This window comes from Thermonema rossianum DSM 10300 (assembly GCF_000426825.1).
Classification (GTDB): domain Bacteria; phylum Bacteroidota; class Bacteroidia; order Cytophagales; family Thermonemataceae; genus Thermonema; species Thermonema rossianum.
Map to the genome: position 1 here is coordinate 146,475 of NZ_AUGC01000008.1, position 15,951 is coordinate 162,425.

16 protein-coding genes, 1 tRNA gene and 1 CRISPR repeat array are annotated in these 15,951 nt (G+C 48.7%); of the genes, 8 read left to right on the forward strand and 9 right to left on the reverse strand.

Annotated elements, in window-relative coordinates:
• Positions 1 to 14 precede the first annotated feature (14 nt).
• From K384_RS07180 to K384_RS07190, 3 genes are read right to left on the reverse strand one after another with little or no spacing between them, the layout of a single operon-like run.
• Positions 15 to 1,289 (reverse strand): 3-deoxy-D-manno-octulosonic acid transferase, encoded by a 1,275-nt coding sequence (locus K384_RS07180; RefSeq protein ID WP_051633214.1) that lies wholly within the window; start codon positions 1,287 to 1,289, stop codon positions 15 to 17.
• Between the two features lie 42 nt (positions 1,290 to 1,331).
• On the reverse strand, positions 1,332 to 1,739 hold the full coding sequence (locus K384_RS07185; protein WP_038030817.1) for a DUF983 domain-containing protein: 408 nt from the start codon (positions 1,737 to 1,739) through the stop codon (positions 1,332 to 1,334).
• On the reverse strand, positions 1,720 to 1,956 hold the full coding sequence (locus tag K384_RS07190; protein WP_038030818.1) for a hypothetical protein: 237 nt from the start codon (positions 1,954 to 1,956) through the stop codon (positions 1,720 to 1,722). Before K384_RS07190 ends, K384_RS07185 begins: the two co-directional genes overlap by 20 nt.
• 132 nt (positions 1,957 to 2,088) lie before the next feature.
• Between K384_RS07190 and K384_RS07195 the strand changes: the two genes are divergently transcribed.
• Both K384_RS07195 and K384_RS07200 read left to right on the forward strand, forming a co-directional pair.
• A complete protein-coding gene (locus K384_RS07195; protein WP_038030819.1) occupies positions 2,089 to 2,421 on the forward strand; it encodes a hypothetical protein in 333 nt (110 codons plus the stop codon).
• A gap of 106 nt (positions 2,422 to 2,527) precedes the next feature.
• Positions 2,528 to 2,601 (forward strand) — tRNA-Thr (locus K384_RS07200).
• An 82-nt stretch (positions 2,602 to 2,683) separates the two neighbouring features.
• Here the strand turns inward: K384_RS07200 and K384_RS07205 are convergent.
• On the reverse strand, positions 2,684 to 3,046 hold the full coding sequence (locus tag K384_RS07205) for a Rieske (2Fe-2S) protein (RefSeq protein ID WP_051633215.1): 363 nt from the start codon (positions 3,044 to 3,046) through the stop codon (positions 2,684 to 2,686).
• Positions 3,047 to 3,184: 138 nt separating this feature from the next.
• Here K384_RS07205 and K384_RS07210 point away from each other — a divergent pair, with 138 nt between their 5' ends.
• The 4 genes from K384_RS07210 (at position 3,185) to K384_RS07225 (ending at position 7,628) form a co-directional block, all read left to right on the forward strand.
• Positions 3,185 to 4,276 (forward strand): TerC family protein, encoded by a 1,092-nt coding sequence (locus K384_RS07210; protein ID WP_038030820.1) that lies wholly within the window; start codon positions 3,185 to 3,187, stop codon positions 4,274 to 4,276.
• Positions 4,277 to 4,280: 4 nt separating this feature from the next.
• Complete coding sequence (locus tag K384_RS07215; protein WP_051633216.1) at positions 4,281 to 4,724, forward strand: hypothetical protein; 444 nt, start codon at positions 4,281 to 4,283, stop codon at positions 4,722 to 4,724.
• Between the two features lie 51 nt (positions 4,725 to 4,775).
• Positions 4,776 to 7,085 (forward strand): patatin-like phospholipase family protein, encoded by a 2,310-nt coding sequence (locus K384_RS07220; RefSeq protein ID WP_038030821.1) that lies wholly within the window; start codon positions 4,776 to 4,778, stop codon positions 7,083 to 7,085.
• A gap of 126 nt (positions 7,086 to 7,211) precedes the next feature.
• On the forward strand, positions 7,212 to 7,628 hold the full coding sequence (locus K384_RS07225) for a YbjN domain-containing protein (RefSeq protein ID WP_038030822.1): 417 nt from the start codon (positions 7,212 to 7,214) through the stop codon (positions 7,626 to 7,628).
• A gap of 475 nt (positions 7,629 to 8,103) precedes the next feature.
• Here the strand turns inward: K384_RS07225 and lpxB are convergent, their stop codons facing one another.
• The 4 genes from lpxB to K384_RS07245 all read right to left on the reverse strand — a co-directional run bounded on the left by lpxB (position 8,104) and on the right by K384_RS07245 (position 11,001).
• On the reverse strand, positions 8,104 to 9,213 hold the full coding sequence (gene lpxB, locus K384_RS07230; protein WP_038030895.1) for a lipid-A-disaccharide synthase: 1,110 nt from the start codon (positions 9,211 to 9,213) through the stop codon (positions 8,104 to 8,106).
• A 61-nt stretch (positions 9,214 to 9,274) separates the two neighbouring features.
• A complete protein-coding gene (locus K384_RS07235; protein ID WP_038030823.1) occupies positions 9,275 to 10,333 on the reverse strand; it encodes a helix-turn-helix transcriptional regulator in 1,059 nt (352 codons plus the stop codon).
• A gap of 99 nt (positions 10,334 to 10,432) precedes the next feature.
• A complete protein-coding gene (locus K384_RS07240) occupies positions 10,433 to 10,675 on the reverse strand; it encodes a DUF6952 family protein (RefSeq protein WP_038030824.1) in 243 nt (80 codons plus the stop codon).
• Between the two features lie 2 nt (positions 10,676 to 10,677).
• Positions 10,678 to 11,001, reverse strand: a complete 324-nt coding sequence (locus K384_RS07245; RefSeq protein ID WP_038030825.1) for a thioredoxin family protein — start codon at positions 10,999 to 11,001, stop codon at positions 10,678 to 10,680.
• 185 nt (positions 11,002 to 11,186) lie between these two features.
• Here K384_RS07245 and trpF point away from each other — a divergent pair, with 185 nt between their 5' ends.
• The gene (trpF, locus tag K384_RS07250) at positions 11,187 to 11,825 is read left to right on the forward strand and encodes a phosphoribosylanthranilate isomerase (protein WP_038030826.1); all 639 of its coding nucleotides are present in this window, start codon (positions 11,187 to 11,189) and stop codon (positions 11,823 to 11,825) included.
• A 6-nt stretch (positions 11,826 to 11,831) separates the two neighbouring features.
• Here trpF and K384_RS07255 read toward each other — a convergent pair whose 3' ends face one another.
• On the reverse strand, positions 11,832 to 13,475 hold the full coding sequence (locus K384_RS07255) for a PAS domain-containing protein (protein WP_038030827.1): 1,644 nt from the start codon (positions 13,473 to 13,475) through the stop codon (positions 11,832 to 11,834).
• Positions 13,476 to 13,645: 170 nt separating this feature from the next.
• Here K384_RS07255 and K384_RS07260 point away from each other — a divergent pair, with 170 nt between their 5' ends.
• Positions 13,646 to 15,085 carry a POTRA domain-containing protein gene (locus K384_RS07260; protein ID WP_169737628.1) on the forward strand — a complete coding sequence of 480 codons (1,440 nt, stop codon included), beginning with the start codon at positions 13,646 to 13,648 and terminating at the stop codon, positions 15,083 to 15,085.
• A gap of 114 nt (positions 15,086 to 15,199) precedes the next feature.
• A CRISPR array of direct repeats spans positions 15,200 to 15,951; the repeat unit is 30 nt; unit sequence ATTTCAATTCCACATTGGTGCGATTAAAAG.

Consider the following 15,951-nt stretch of genomic DNA (forward strand, 5'->3'; position numbering starts at 1 on the left):
TTCAATGATTATGCTTAGCCTTGTTGTTGACTTTGCTCAGTGAGACAAGGGCGGATATTGTTTAATATATTGACGGTAGCCCCTTGGTGCCGGTGCACGTAGGCATGGGCAGCTTGTGCGGCTTGGCGGTAGGCAGCTTCGTCGCCAAACAGGCGTTCCATGCAGGCTTCAAAGGCGCGGGCATCGGGCACGGCAAAAGCACCGCCCGCTGCTATGAGCTCTTGCGCTTCGCGGAACTTACGGTAATGGGGTGCGCCAAATAGTACGGGGATACCATACACGGCGGCCTCCAGTATGTTGTGGAGCCCTTGCTTGAAAGCCCCACCTACAAAAGCCACTTTACCATAAGCATACAAAGAAGCCAGCATGCCTATACAGTCGATGAGCAGCACGGTTGCCTGCGGCGCTGCCTGTGGCTGTGCCTTCCATTGGCTGTAGCGTATTGAAGGTATGGGCAACAACTGCTCTATTTCTTTGAGCATGGTTTCGCCGGTGTCATGGGGCGCAATGATGACCTTTTGTTTGCCGGCTTGGCGGCGCAGCCAAGGCAACATAACCTGTATATCTTCTATCCATGTGCTGCCTGCCACCCAGCAGGTTTGCCCGTCGATGAAGCGCTCTATCTCGGGGAAGCGGCGGTGTTGGCGGGCAATGGCACATACGCGGTCGAAGCGGGTGTCGCCTGCCACTTGTGCTTCTATTCCCAAATGCTGTTTCAGCAGTTGTTTTGACCGGCTGTCTTGTACAAAAATATGGGTAAAGGCGTGCAGCATTGCTCTGTGAAGTGCGCCCCAAGGTTTGAAGAAGATTTGTCCGGGGCGGAAAAGTGCAGAAAATAAAATAAGAGGTAACCCGCGGCGGCTTGCTTCGGTGATGAAGTGATACCAATAATCATATTTAGCCCAAAACACGATAGAGGGGCGGTAGGTATCATACCACAGGCGGCTGTTTTTGGGGGTATCGTAGGGCAGGTAAGCCACATGGTCTGCCCCTTCGTAGTCTTTCCTTACCTCGTATCCTGAAGGCGAAAAGAAAGTGAGGAGTATTTGATAATGTGGGTATTGTGCGCGCAGGGCTTCCATCAGGGGGCGGGCTTGTTCGAACTCGCCCAGCGAAGACACATGAAACCAGGCGAGGGGGCGGCTGTAGTCGCGCCAATGCTTTACCCATTTGCCCCGTCGCCCTTCTACAAAACGCCGTATTTTTTCATGAAAAAGCGCAAGCAAGGGCAAAAGCAGCCCGGCAAGGCGCCAGACTGCATTATACAATAGGATGTAAATATGTTTCATGCAACGCTTGTTGTGGGTTCACAAGCGCCAAAAATACATATTTTACTGCGATGCTTGGGTTTTTTTGCCTGCTTCGGGATCGTATTGAATGCCCGAAAAGAAATAAAGATACAGCGTGCGCGCATAGCGGAAGAAGTGGGGGAAGAGCGCAAACAGCGGCACCAGCACCCCGGCAAAGTAAGCCCATACGGGCGGCTCGTCCATCAATATGTTGAGCGCCACCAGTACCGTCACGAACAGCGCTACTTGAAAAGCATAGGACACATACATGGCGCCGTAGAAAAAGCCGGGTTCACGCTCATAAGGGATACCGCAGTGAGGGCACTCTTTATACATTTCGGTGAACTTCAAAGAGTAGGGCGGGTACTTGAACAACTTCCCTTCGCGGCAGCGGGGGCAGCGCTGCTGCGCAATGCCCTGCCAGTAACTTCTATGCTTTTGATTGTCCATGGTGTTTTTCTTTAAACTTCTTGTAGTTTTTGTACCAAATAAATCCCAGCACGCCCAGCATCAAATAAGGAATCACCATCATGTAAAGAATGCCGGCATTGATACCCGACGTGAGCGAACCGTTGCTTTCAACCGTAGCCTTGCACATGGCACATTGTGCCTGCACCAAAGCCGGTGAAAAAAGGCTTGCTGTTACAAATATAAGTAAGCGCTTCATGATATGAAAGTATTTTTATATTTAAACACTTTGTTTTTTGTTGCGGTTCAGGAGGCAAGTTACGAATTTATACACTTTGCTTTTGCCAAATTGTATTAGTTTTGCAATCCGGAACAATTAAACAACAAAGCAATGGTAGAATTGGTTATCAAAAACTTGAAAGAGGTAGAAGAGCAATACCATGACCGCATTGAGCGGGTGTGTAAAAAGAAAGTTACCTTTTTTGAACGCCTGTTCAAGCGCTACGACAAAGACTTGGTTTTGGAAGTTATCTTCGACCACTCGGCTTCCACTTACAAAGTGAGCGCTTCGCTTGATATGAAAAGCAAAAAGGTATTGCTGGCAAAAGAAGACAAAGATCCTTTGAAAGCTGTCATCCATTTGTTGGATGAATTCAAAAAGGTAGTGAAGCGCCAATATGACCACGAGCGCAAGTTGTACCTGTTCAAGCGCAAGCGTAAGTAAGCGCGCCCGGACAGTCTGTGGAGGGGGCACCTTGGCTTGCTCCACAGACTTTTTCGAAAGGGCTTGACAAAAAGACAAAGGCATTATAAATTTGCCTTGCAAACAAGCCACTTTAGCTCAGGTGGTCAGAGCGACTGATTCGTAATCAGTAGGTCGGCGGTTCGAATCCGCCAAGTGGCTCATTAGGGCATGCCCTTGTGCGGTGCTTGCCCACAAAACAGAAGAAAGTACAGAAGCGGAAGACCATAGCCTTCCGCTTTTTTTATTGCTCGAGAAGCCGGGCGGGCAATCCTACATACAATTGCCCCTCTTTCCATTGCAGTGGGAACACCCGGGCATCGGAACAGCCAAAATAATGGGCAGCCGGTTTGCCACTGCGCAGGTCGAAGCGGTAATCGTGCAAGGGGCAAATAATTTCGTCATAGTCGTTCAGCCTGCCTTGGTGCAAGGGCGCCCCCCGGTGGGGGCAGGCATCCTGAATGGCATACAATTTGCCTTGGGGAGTGTGTGCCAGGCAAAGGAAGAAACGCCCGATGCGCAGACGGCACAGCTTGCCCGGGGGCAGTTGCTCGTGCAGTTGCTCGCTTTCAAAAGGCAGGGCTACCCATTGTATGCTGCTATCCATAGAGTGGCAGTAGTACTAAAACAACAAAACCAAAAGTGTTGTATTTTTAGTTAATTTGCAAAAACTTTTTTTACTTAACAGTCTTCCGGAAGCAGGATAATGCTTGTGCCGGGTTTTACCACAAAATAACAAAGATTTATGTTCGGAAGCGAGTCTCTCTTTTTTGGTGCTTTCACGGTCTTTATCTTATTGATGCTCTTGTTGGACTTGGGCGTCTTTTCGCGCAAATCGCATGAGGTGAGCTTCAAGGAAGCTGCCATCTGGAGTGCGGTGTGGGTGTCTTTTGCCGTGGGCTTTTATTTCTTTCTGCTTTACCACGGCGACATGATTCACGGCATACAAAGCATGGAAGACATCAAGCGGGTGATTGAGCAGTATGCTTCCAATACGGTGGCTGTTTATGAAGGAGATTTTGAAAAAACGGTGGCGTCTTACCGCAAAAACATGGCGCTCGAATACATTACCGGCTATTTGCTGGAATACTCCTTGTCGGCAGACAATATTTTTGTGATGATTTTGATATTTAACTCCTTCCGTGTGAAGGAGCGCTATTATAAAAAGGTGCTTTTCTGGGGCATCTTGGGGGCGTTGGTCATGCGTTTCATTTTCATCTTCGTAGGGGCGGCGCTCATAGCCAAAGCGCATTGGGTGCTCTATTTGTTTGGGGCTTTCCTGTTGTTTACGGGCATCAAAATGTTCTTTGATAAGGAAGAGGAGGAAGAAATAGACCCGCAGAAGCACCCGGTCGTGCGTTTCGCTTCTAAATATTTTTCGGTATATCCGCGCTATGAGCGCGACAGGTTCTTTGTGAAGAAAGAAGGCAAGTTTTTTATCACGCCTTTGTTTTTGGTGGTGTTGATTATAGAGTTCACCGACCTGGTATTTGCCGTGGACTCCATTCCTGCCATCTTTGGGGTGACCCGCGACCCTTATGTAGTCTTCTTTTCGAACATATTTGCCATTTTGGGCTTGCGTTCCATGTTTTTCTTTTTAGCCAACATCATGAACCTGTTTCACTATCTGAAATACGGTTTGGCAGCTCTGCTTTCGTTCATCGGTGCCAAGTTGCTGGCAGAACCCTGGCTCGATACCATCGGTTTTGAGCGCATCTACTCTTTTTATGCCATTTTAATTATCTTGGGAACATCCATTGCGGCTTCTTTGCTCTTCCCGCCTAAAAAAGAAGAAGCGGCCGGCACTGTTCCGGAAAAAGTAAAGGAAAAAGAATAAGGCTATGCGTATTGTGGCAATTATCTTTGGCATCGTGGCTTTGATTGGGGCTTACCTGCTGTTTGGTAATTACAGCGTAGGCACACGCTCCGGCATTTTGGTAAAAATAAGCCACAAGGGCTATGTGTTTAAAACCTACGAAGGCGAGCTGAACCTGGGCGGGTACAATACCGACGGCAGCGTGTCGAACTACGTATCCGGCATATGGCGTTTTTCGGTAAGCCCGCATGACAAGCGCTTGGTGAAAGACCTGCAGGCACTGCAGGGTTATCCGGTGAAGCTCTATTACCGGGAAAAATATTTTCGTTTGCCTTGGCGTGGCGATACGAAGTACATGGTTTATAAGGTAGAGAAAGTAGGCGATAAGCCGCGCACCGAACGTATTTTTATGAAAAAAGAAGAGCGCGAAGCACTCGAGAAACAACGGCAAGCGCTATCCCGGCAATAATAAGGAAACTCCAATCCCCCTGCTTTTATGCAAAATAGTGTGGCAAGTATAATGAGGCGATGGTGGCAGCGGTGGGTGGTTTCGCGTTTGTTTTACTCCATGCCGGTGCAGTTGTTTTTGTTGCAGCTGCGCAGCAGGATAGTACTGGTGGCCATTTGGGGCTTTTTAACAGCCATTGTCACCCGCAGCATCGGTATGGACATAGGCTTGCCTTATTTGCTTCTGGAGCCCGAATACCTCAACAGAGTCGATTTCTTTAGCATGTTTATTGTGGGCATCGCCTTGGGCGGATTTATCATGTCCTATCATATTGCCTGCTACATTCTCGATGGCCTGAAGTTCTCTTTCATAGCCCACAGCCGGCGCCCCTTTTTCAAGTTTACGCTCAACAACAGCCTGCTGCCTCTGGCTTTCCTGACGGTTTATGCTTTCTCTTTCGTACGCTTTCAGCAGAGCAGCGCTTTTGCTTCGCAAGAGTTTATCGGCTTGCGGCTGGCCGGTTTATTGTTGGGCGTGGGGCTGATGTGTGCACTTTTCTTCCTTTACTTCTTCCTTACCAACAAGGATATTTTCAAGATATCGGAACGCTTGGGGGAGCGCCTGCGGCGTTTTCAGCTGGTGCGCATGAACTTGATGGGGCGCTACAAAGAGATTCGCAAGCAAAAAATCAGGGTAGATTATTACTGGGACGGCCGGCGCTGGCAGCCCGTGCCCGAAGGGGCGCCGGTGTCGCGCCGGGAGGTGTTGATGGTCTTTGACCAAAACCACTTCAATTCTATTGTCATTCAATCGACGGTTTTTCTTTTCATTCTTTTGCTGGGCAATTATAGCGACAGCGCTTATTTTCAAATTCCGGCGGGCGCCAGCCTTTTTTTGCTGCTCACCATCCTTACCATGTTTTTGGGGGCTTTTACTTTTTGGACACGCCGCTGGGCTACCGTGGCTTTTGTTTTGCTGCTGGTGGGGGCCGAAATGCTGGTGCGTCAGGGCGTGTTCAGCCTGCCTTTTCAGGTTTATGGGCTGAATTACAACACAGTGGCGGCACCGTATAATTTGGGGCGCCTGCGCGAAATCAACAGCGATTCGGCTTATGTGGATGATTACCGCTATACCTTGATTGCTTTGGAAAACTGGCGCAAGAAATTCCCAAAGGGAAGCAAGCCTAAGTTGGTGGTGGTATGCATGAGCGGGGGCGGCCTGCGGGCAGCACTGTGGTCTTTTCGCTGCCTGCAATATATAGACAGCACCTTGAACGGTTCTTTAATGGACCATACCGTGCTCATGACCGGCGCATCGGGCGGCATGGTGGGCGCTGCCTACTTCCGGGAACTGTACTTACGGCGTATTTTGGGCGAGCCTATCAATATTTATTCGACAGCTTATTTCAATAATTTGGCACGCGACTACCTGAACCCTATCATCTTCCATTGGTTTGTCAATGATATGTTTTTGCGGTTTCAGCCATTTAACTATAAAGGCAAACGATACTTCAAAGACCGTGGATATGCCTGGGAAGAGAAGTTTAACCAGAACACCGGAGGCCTTTTGGATAAGGCTTTGTGTGAATACAAAGAGCCTGAGTTACTGGCCTTGGTGCCTATGTTTGTACTTTCGCCCATGATTGCCAATGATGGGCGCCGGCTCTTTATATCTCCTTTGCCCATGTCTTATTTGTGCGTGCAAAGCCCCTTTGAAAAGCGCTTTAGAAACAACAAAATCAAAGGGGTGGAACTGCGGCGTCTGCTCGACAAGCAAGACGGTGAGTCTTTGCGATTTTTAAGTGCCCTGCGCATGAATGCCACCTTCCCTTACATTGCGCCCAATGTGAAGCTCCCTACCGACCCGGTCATAGAAATCATGGATGCCGGTTTGATTGACAATTATGGCATCAGCACGGCCGTGCGCTTCTTGTATGTGTTTCGTGACTGGATAGTGAAAAACACCGGGGGCGTGCTGATTGTGGCAATCCGGGACAGCCAAAAAGACTCGCCCTTGCCCAAGCCCATCAATCCTTCGTTGTTTGAGCGCTTATTTACACCCATACGCAGCATTTATGCCGACAACATGTTTACTCAAGACATATCGAACGACGACCTGCTGGAATATGCCAAAGCGTGGTATGAGCAGTATATCCCCTTCGATAAGGTAGAGTTTCAGTATGTGCCCATATCCAAGGACATGGCAGAGATAGAGCGGCGTTTAAGTGGCCAGGTGGTGAATCCGGAAAAGATTATCAAGATAGAACGGGCAGCGCTTAGCTGGCATCTGACTGCCAAAGAGAAAGAAAGCATTTGGCGCACCATCTATGAAACGCGCAACCAGGCTGCCTTGCGTTGGCTCGAGCAACGTTTGATGCCCTAAGATTGAAACAAAATTTCTCATTTCCTCCCGCCACACTTGCATATTTGTTGAGAATGTCTTTTTTTAGAAGAAGCTTTTTTATGGCAAGAAGGCAAACAATAAGCAAACAGAAACAATACCTTTTGTATGGAAGATATCAACTATTACGCAAAGATCATCGAAGATTGCATCCGTGATTTGGGGCTCGACCCGGTGCAGTTGCGCGGCGAACTGGAGGGGCAGTGGAACCTGAAGCGTGGCTCCGCCTCGGTATATGTGGACCTGTGGCGCTCTGAAAGTTCGAAACAGATTTATTTTCAATTGTTGGCACCGGTGGTAGGGGTCCCGCCTACCAATCGCGAACAGTTCTTTCATGAGTTATTGCAAATTAACCATTCTCTTTATGGGGTTGCCTTTTCTGTTAAAGACAACTACGCCTACATCAAGATGATTCGTGAGGCGGAAGGCTTGGATAAAAGCGAAGCATTGGCGATGATAGAGCGCATCGGGTATTACGCGGACCTCTACGATGACAAGCTGCGCGAAAAGTATTTCGGCAGATAAGCGACAGTGCCACTGCTTTTGAGCATGCCCCTTGCCGTAGTTTGCGGTGAGGGGCGTTTTTTTCTTTGTTTTCTTGGTCAAATCAATTCCGGGCGGTCATTTTCTACCTCATGCAGTCTGTCATATTGAGCGGAGCGAAGTGCAGCTTGTCATTTCTTACCTCATGCAGTGAAGTGAGAAGTCTCATCAAACCAAGCCACAAACAGCGAAGAGATTTCTCGCATACGCTCGAAATGACAGGGGGAAGGCTCGAAAGGACAAGAAGGAGAAAGGCATAAAAGAGAGAACAAAGCAAAAACGTTCCCATTTGTCATCTCGAACAAGCGAAGCGAGTGAGCGATCTCAATCAAACTACAAGCAGCAAAAAGAGATTTCCCGCTTGCACTCGAAATGACAAACGGAGACATCCGAAGTGCTCAAAAGGAAACGCAAAGTGAAGGCTTGCAAAGAAGCGGCATTGCCTTTCTATTTACTTTTATTCGTGCAAGTATTGCCAAATAAGAGCGGCGGTTCGCTTCGATGCGCCGGGTTCTCCCAACAGCCGGCGCAGGGCGGCGTAATCGTCGAGCATCTGTTGACGCCTTGGCCCTTCCACAATTTGTTGCAGGTGCCGGCTGATGGTGTCGGGCTTGCATGCTTTCTGTATGAGTTCGGGCACTACCTCGCGCCCCATCACTATGTTGACCAGTGAAATATGATTGACTTTGGCCACTGTCTTGGCGATGCGGTAATTGAGCCAACTGGCTTTGTAAACCACCACTTCGGGCACACCGAGCAGGGCTGTTTCCAAAGTAGCCGTGCCGGAAGTGACGATGGCTGCATGAGCATGCGACAGCAAGTCATAAGTGGCATCATACACAATGCGCACTTGGGGGTTGTTTTCGCAGGCGGCATACCACTCTTTGGGCAAATGGCTGATGCCGGCCACCACGAACTGATAAGCAGGGAACCGGCGGCTCACCGCCATCATTTCGGGCAGCAGCAGTTTGAGTTCCTGGCGCCGGCTGCCGGGCAGAAGGGCAATGATGGGACGTGTGGCGTCTAATTGGTGCCTTTCCAAAAAGTGCTCATCTTTTTGATAAGCGGCGATGGCATCCATGATAGGATTGCCCACATAATCTACTTCATAGCCGAAGCGGGCAAAGAAATCCTTTTCAAAGGGGAAAATTACAAACATGTGGTCAATCAGACGTTTAATCTTATACGCCCGCTGGGTATTCCATGCCCATACTTTGGGCGAGATGTAATAGAAGGTGCGAAAGCCGGCATGCCGGCAAAACTCGGCCACCTTCATATTGAAACCGCCATAGTCCACCAAAATGACGGCATCGGGCCGGAAGTCTTGAATTTGCTGTTTGCATTCCTTCAAGAAGCGGCGAATGGTCGCCAGGTTTTTGACCACTTCCCAGAAGCCCATGAAAGCCATGTCGTTGTAGTGCCGGAGCAGTTCGGCGCCGGCAGCCTGCATCAATTCGCCCCCCCATGCCCGTATGTGAGCCTGCGGGTCTATCAGGCGCAGTTCTTTTATCAGGTTCGAGGCATGCAGGTCGCCCGATTTTTCGCCTGCAATGATAAAATATTTCATAACAAACACATTGTGACATGCAAAGATAAGACGCAGGGGCGCCTGTGCCAAACGCATGGGCTTACAGGCGGTAAAGTAACAAGGTTTTTTCCAGCGTTTCAACAACCGCCCTTTTGAGTTTTTTGGGTTTAAGTACCTGCACGTCGGGCGACATGCTCAGCAGTTCGTATAGAAGTTCTTGATTGATAATCAGGCGGTATTCTATTTCCCAGAAGACTTCGTTTTTTTCCGTGATGCGTTGGGTGTGGTGCAGGGGGCGTGTTTCGAGGTACTTCCCCAGCAGGGGCGTGCAAGCCAGCAATACGCGCTTGGGCTTGTCTTCCGGATTACGGGTTACGCCATAACAATAGCGGTAATATTCTTCCGGGTCGAACTGCAGTTTTTCGGCATCGAGGGCTTCGGCATCGAGCAGCCGCAGGCTGCCGGGCAGCACTCTGTCCAGTCCAAAAGTGGCGATGCGCCCCTTGCGTTCTTCATAGCCTACGAGGTACCACCTGTTTTTGAACGACTTGAGCAAAAGAGGATGCAGGGTGCGGCGGCTGCTTTCTTCACTCTTGAATTTCATGTACTCGAATTGCACTTGCCGGCGGTTTTGTATGGCGGCTGCCAGCTCGCCCAGTAGCTCACGCCCTTTCACGAACTCGGGCTCGTCGGTTTGTATGAAGCTCAGGCGGCGGTTGTCGAGCCGTGTGGGGATTTGCTTGCTGATTTGCACGGCATCGAGCACCTTGTCTATGGCTTGCGAAAAGGCATGAAAGAAGGGTTGATGCCGGAAGCCTTCCAAGAGGCCTTCTATCAGGGTGATGGACTGCAGGTCCTGTTTGGAAAGCGAAAGGGCAGCCAGGCGGTAAGTGCGGTCTTCTTCATACAGCACTTTGCCGCTCTTCTTTAGCTTTTCGCCATAGAAGTAGCCCCTGCGTTCGTGGTGATACTCGATGGGGGCGCCGAATTGCTCACGCATGACGCGCAGGTCCTTTTCAAAAGAAGAGAGCGAATAGGGGCGGTCGGTGCGCTCTTCTATGGTTTGCATGATTTCCTCGCGCGAAGGATAAGGGCGCTGCCTGTTGCGCAGCATCTCATCGATGATTAAATAACGGAGCAGTTGATTTTTGTTTGCCATAGGCGATTGAAGACACCAAGATTTGGCATAAGATAATAAAAAAACATCGAGCATGTGGCATGCCCGATGTCAAACAAGGCGTATGTACCGGTTCCGGGGTTAGGAAATGCTGTTGCGCACCATTTGGGCATAGGCGCGCATGGCAGAGGTGAAGTCCATGCCTTCTTTGTTCATTTTGTCGAGAATCCAGCGGGCAGCGATGATGTGTGTGAGCTGCTCGCCTTCGTCTTCGCCTTCTACTTCAATATTGAGTGCTTCGCCATTCTCAAGAGCCTGTTCGGCAGCTGCCAAAGTGGCTTCGTCGTATTGCTGTACCAGTTTTTTAATCGCAGGTATTTTCATGTTTAAAGACTTTTTAGTTTTTCCAACAATGCCACAATGCCTTCTTCTTTGCCGGTAGCCACGCTTTCTACCAGCTCGCCATTATGGAAGATGGCAAAAGTAGGAAGGTTGTTTACTTGAGCCGCTTTGCGTGCTTCGGGACTCTCTTCGGCATTGATGTCCAAAAATGCGATGCCTGCAAAACGTTCGTCATCGGAAAGCCGGCGATATTTGGGGGCAATTAAGCGGCAGGTGCCGCACCAGCCGGCATAAAACTTGGCAATCGCTTTGGGGTGCTGCGACAATAACTCTTGAAAGTTTTGATCATTGCTTGTAATAACTGCCATTGGTTTATCTGTTTTTGTATGGTTGTTTTTTGTTTAAAAGCTATTTAAGGGAAAAACGGTATTTTTTTAAGGTGTAATAAACGGTTGATAAAGTGACTACTTTTTGCCAATCATACCATAAAAATATGTAACTTTGCTTTTGCACGTTCAGAGCAGTTAACAAATATCAAAAAAGAATTGTTCTTATGGGACTAAAAACCTTTGTGAAGGTCAGTGTAAACAACCTGAGTGACGCCCGCTATTGTGCCGGTATGGGGGTAGATATGTTGGGCTTTTGTATGGAAGCCGAAAATCCCAACTTCGTATCGCCTGAGAAGTATTTTGAAATTATCGGATGGTTGGCAGGGGTGGAGTTTGTCGGTGAATTTCACAATTACGACTTGAAGCAAATCAATAAAGTGTTGGCTGATTATCCGGTGCATGGTCTGCAAATAGACCGGGAGGACGTGCTGGAAGAACTGCGTCAAATATCCATCAATACCGACGTGCATGGCTTGCCTGTCTTGTTTCGCCTGTACCTGCACGCCCACATGAATTTGTTTACCATAGAGCCTTTGTTGGAAAAGTACCACAAGCTGGTAAAGATGTTTGTGCTGGAGTCGGAGGTTGACCGCCTGACGGTGGCAGAGATGCAGCAGTTGAAGAAGCTGGCAGAGAAATATCCTATTTTGTTGGGGTATGGCATTACGCCGGACAACATTCAATTGTTGTTATCGGAAGTGCCGCTCAAAGGCATAGCCCTGCACGGCAGCGATGAGTTGCGTCCCGGCTTGAAAGATTTTGATGAGCTGGCAGACATACTGGAAGCCATTGAAGTGGACTAACACCGTTCATTCGTCGCTCTTTACTTGCTTCTTCAGGGCTTCTATTTTTTTCTTGTAGTTTTTCAGCTCTTTGTTCAAGGGCGAATCGGGCAGCTCAAGCTCGCTGCTCTGTTTTTGGATGCGTGCCAACATTTCTGCTTCATCGGGCAGCAGTGCGCTCAACTGTGTGCTGATGCCTTTGATAAGCAAACAAGCCCCTATGATTTGGTTTTGATAGTGAATAGGCGAAAAGAGTACCTCATGCATGCCCTCTTGGAATTGCTCCAGCGTTTTGGTGCTTTGCCCGGCCAATACCTTTTGGCATAGCCTGCGCCAGTGACCAAGCTGTTCTTGGGGCACCAAAGAAAGGAAATAGACGCCTTCGTGTATAGCCAGGCCGGCACTCAGGAAAAACTGCCGGGCTATGCGGTTGAATAAGGTGATATTGAACTCATGGTCAATGACTACGATGCCTTCTTGCACGTTGTCTATGACCGCACGCACATATGCTTCTTCTTCGCTCAGTTGCCGGTTGGCTTCGATGAGCTCGTGATGGGTTTGCTGCAACTCTTTGATATGGGCTTGCAGCTCTTCTTCTTTTTCCCGTAACTTTTGCGCCTGCTCCTCCAGCTCTTGCAGCATCTGGGCTTGCTGTATTTCCTGCTTCTTGCGTTCGCTGATGTCGCGGGCAAAGACGGCCACGCCAATGGTTACCTGTTCCTTGTTGATGATGGGGTTGAAGGCCACTTCGTAAAAGCGCTTTTCTTTTTTGATGCCCGGCAACTCGTGTTCTATGTTCAAATGACAACTGGCGTTTAGTACTTTGTCGATATAGGGACGCCAAAAGTCAACAAATTCGCGCGGCAGCTGTTTCAGCAAGGTGCTATGCGTAGAGAGTTCCACGCCATACTCTTTGCGTATGTATTCGTAAAAAGCTTTGTTGTAACTGATGAGTTTGTAACGAAAATCGACTGAAAAGATGAAATCCCGCGCGTTGTCAATCAAAGCCTGTATGTTGGCTTGTTGTTCCTGAATGTCTTCTTTGGCCAAGAGCAGTTCATTCTGCGCCGACTCCAGGTCCTTTATTTTGGCCTGAAGGGCTTTGTTCTGCTCTTTCATTTCCCGCAGCAGGGCACTTACGGCCGGCCGCCGGCTGTACACGGCTATGTATTGCTTCCCCGCTGCAATTGTCAAGGGCTTAAAATACCATATCAGCTGATTGAGCTCTTCCTTGTCTTCGTTTTCACCTGTTTCGAACACATGCCCGGCACCGGCTTGCTGTAAGCCTTTCTTCCATAGTGCAAGTGCATGGTCAGGCAGGAAACACCATACCGGCTGCCCCTCGAGCTCGGTTTGTTTGCTCAGGGCTGCCCATGCCCGGAATCCTTCGTTGGCGGCCACTACCTTTTGGTCCCGGTCGAGCAGCAGGGCGGGGGTGTCGAAAAGCCGCAGGAGTGCCGGCACCAGCGGGGTAGGACTCAGTAATATTTTCCGGTAGGTGCGACGCAAAAGGGCGTGGTCGAGCATGGCAGCCCCCCCAAAGGCAAAGAGCGCCAAGGCTATCAGCAGGGCAATATAGGTTTCGTTGTCATAGACAGCCCAAGCAATGCCGCCCAGAAGGCAAAGCAATACGATAATTTTTAGTAAAATACTATGAAAATGCCACCGCATGGTGATGATACCGGCATGAAACCGTTTTTTGAGTTTACTCTTCTTACAGATTCAAAATATATACCATAAATGCGTATTTTTCAAACAATGTGTATGAATTTTGTTGAAAGTGAAAAGATTGAACAGGCTACCGGGAACAAAAGCCATCTTTATCTTTACCGGATATGACAATGAAGCGAAAAATAATCACAGGGATTTGGGGACTGCTGTGTTTGATGGTGTTGTGTCCTGCCTTTTCCCGCCAGATGGCAGAGCCGGCCGCCGCCCGCGACTCGGCTTTTTGGATAGTGCGCCGGGTGGTGTTTGAAGGCAACAAGAAGACCAAAGACGAGATTTTGCGCCGTGAACTGGCTCTCTTGCCCGGCGACACTTTGCCCGTGGCACACTGGCAGGAGCTGCTTACGCGTGAGCGGAATAAACTGTTCAATACAGATTTGTTTGTGACCGTAGAAGCATGGATAGAGCCCGATTCGGCGGCATCTGCTCAGGGCGTGGATATACACTATCGCTTCAAAGAACGCTGGTATATCTTTCCGGTCTTTATTTTTGAACTGGCCGACCGCAATTTCAATGAGTGGTTATATGACCGCAAGGCCGATTTCAGCCGCACCAACTACGGCATGCGGTATGTGCAAAAGAACTTGCGGGGGCGCAACGAGCGTTTGGAGCTGCTCTTTCAACAGGGCTTTACGCGTAAGTATGAATTCTACTATGTGTTTCCCTATATAGACCGCCATAAGCGTTATGGCATGGAGCTGCGCACACAGTTTATGCAAAACCGCGACATACCTTATACTTCGCAGGAAAACAAGTTGGTATATTGGCGCTCGACGAGCACCAACCGTGAGCGCTGGAACTCGGAAGTGCGCTTGCGCCGCCGCGAAGGTTTTTATTTGTTTCATTACCTGACCGTGCGCTACAAAAGGGAATGGGTAGCCGATTCGGTGCTGCTGCTCAATCCCGACTACTTTACCGACTCGACCAAAAACCTGCAGCAATACTGGGAGCTGCAATATGATTTGGTGAAAGACCGCCGTGACATTGCCGTGTATCCTTTGCAGGGCGAGCGTTGGGGCGTTCGCCTCACCAAACACGGCATCGGCAATTTCAGCGATGTGGATGCCTTCAGCGTAAAGGGCATTTATGAGCGCTACTGGCAGTTGAAAGACAACTGGTTTGCGGACCTGTCGGGAAGCGTGCGTTTCTTTTGGACCAAAGACCAGCCTTATTCTCTGGCGCGCGGCTTGGGCTATGGCGAAGAGCTGCCACGGGGCTTCCAGCGCTACGTGATGGACGGACAACATTTCTTTTTGCTGAAAAGCACACTGAAGTACCGTTTCTTCGATTGGAAGACCTATTTGCGTTTCATGCCGCTCGAAGAGTTTCGCACTTTCCCGCTGGCACTTTACGGGCGCCTGTTTTTTGACCAGAGTTATGTGTCGGACAAACTCTTGTTCTACATAGACAACCGCCTGGCCAACCGCTGGCTTTATGCCTATGGGGCAGGCTTCGACTTCGTTACCTTCTACAATGTGGTGCTGCAAGCCGAAATAGCACGTAACAACCTGGGCGAAACCGGCTTCTTCTTTAATATCCGTGGCACCTTCTGAAACTTGCTACGGTCAAGTGAACTCACCGCAGAGAGCATTCATGCATGGGGATGGTTAAGAGAATTTTGGGGGTGGTTAAGAGGATTTACCACAGAGGGCACAGAGTACACAGCCATTTCAATTCCACATTGGTGCGATTAAAAGTAACCGGCGCTGCTGGCTCGCAGGGTTGCGACGCGTCATTTCAATTCCACATTGGTGCGATTAAAAGAAGATTGCTTATATTCATACATGCGAATTAAGCAATTTCAATTCCACATTGGTGCGATTAAAAGAACTTCATGAATGTCTCTACCATCTATCCACTTGCGATTTCAATTCCACATTGGTGCGATTAAAAGACAACGAAATAGATGTGTTTAAGTCCTACGCTGCAATTTCAATTCCACATTGGTGCGATTAAAAGACATTTAAAAAGATTTTTAAATATTTTACAATTTATATTTCAATTCCACATTGGTGCGATTAAAAGTGCTTTGTCTGTTTGATCACCCCATATTCCATCAATATTTCAATTCCACATTGGTGCGATTAAAAGCTTTTTCTTGTTCTTGCCTTGCTTTTAGTATCAAGCATTTCAATTCCACATTGGTGCGATTAAAAGTATAAAACCAAATCGACCATAAGCATGACAAGCAAGATTTCAATTCCACATTGGTGCGATTAAAAGGCTCTATTTTTGAAAAATCGACCGGGGGCAACTCTAATTTCAATTCCACATTGGTGCGATTAAAAGCTAATAGAAGTAAGCATTGTGGATATACCCGCCAATATTTCAATTCCACATTGGTGCGATTAAAAGCAGCAACTACTGTTTTTTTCTTCTTGCAATCACAATTTCAATTCCACATTGGTGCGATTAAAAG

Coding starts and splice junctions, on each gene's coding strand:
- K384_RS07180 (WP_051633214.1), bottom strand. CDS start 1,289: ATGAAACATATTTACATCCTATTGTATAATGCAGTCTGGCGCCTTGCC.
- K384_RS07185 (WP_038030817.1), bottom strand. CDS start 1,739: ATGGACAATCAAAAGCATAGAAGTTACTGGCAGGGCATTGCGCAGCAG.
- K384_RS07190 (WP_038030818.1), bottom strand. CDS start 1,956: ATGAAGCGCTTACTTATATTTGTAACAGCAAGCCTTTTTTCACCGGCT.
- K384_RS07195 (WP_038030819.1), top strand. CDS start 2,089: ATGGTAGAATTGGTTATCAAAAACTTGAAAGAGGTAGAAGAGCAATAC.
- K384_RS07205 (WP_051633215.1), bottom strand. CDS start 3,046: ATGGATAGCAGCATACAATGGGTAGCCCTGCCTTTTGAAAGCGAGCAA.
- K384_RS07210 (WP_038030820.1), top strand. CDS start 3,185: ATGTTCGGAAGCGAGTCTCTCTTTTTTGGTGCTTTCACGGTCTTTATC.
- K384_RS07215 (WP_051633216.1), top strand. CDS start 4,281: ATGCGTATTGTGGCAATTATCTTTGGCATCGTGGCTTTGATTGGGGCT.
- K384_RS07220 (WP_038030821.1), top strand. CDS start 4,776: ATGAGGCGATGGTGGCAGCGGTGGGTGGTTTCGCGTTTGTTTTACTCC.
- K384_RS07225 (WP_038030822.1), top strand. CDS start 7,212: ATGGAAGATATCAACTATTACGCAAAGATCATCGAAGATTGCATCCGT.
- lpxB (WP_038030895.1), bottom strand. CDS start 9,213: ATGAAATATTTTATCATTGCAGGCGAAAAATCGGGCGACCTGCATGCC.
- K384_RS07235 (WP_038030823.1), bottom strand. CDS start 10,333: ATGGCAAACAAAAATCAACTGCTCCGTTATTTAATCATCGATGAGATG.
- K384_RS07240 (WP_038030824.1), bottom strand. CDS start 10,675: ATGAAAATACCTGCGATTAAAAAACTGGTACAGCAATACGACGAAGCC.
- K384_RS07245 (WP_038030825.1), bottom strand. CDS start 11,001: ATGGCAGTTATTACAAGCAATGATCAAAACTTTCAAGAGTTATTGTCG.
- trpF (WP_038030826.1), top strand. CDS start 11,187: ATGGGACTAAAAACCTTTGTGAAGGTCAGTGTAAACAACCTGAGTGAC.
- K384_RS07255 (WP_038030827.1), bottom strand. CDS start 13,475: ATGCGGTGGCATTTTCATAGTATTTTACTAAAAATTATCGTATTGCTT.
- K384_RS07260 (WP_169737628.1), top strand. CDS start 13,646: ATGAAGCGAAAAATAATCACAGGGATTTGGGGACTGCTGTGTTTGATG.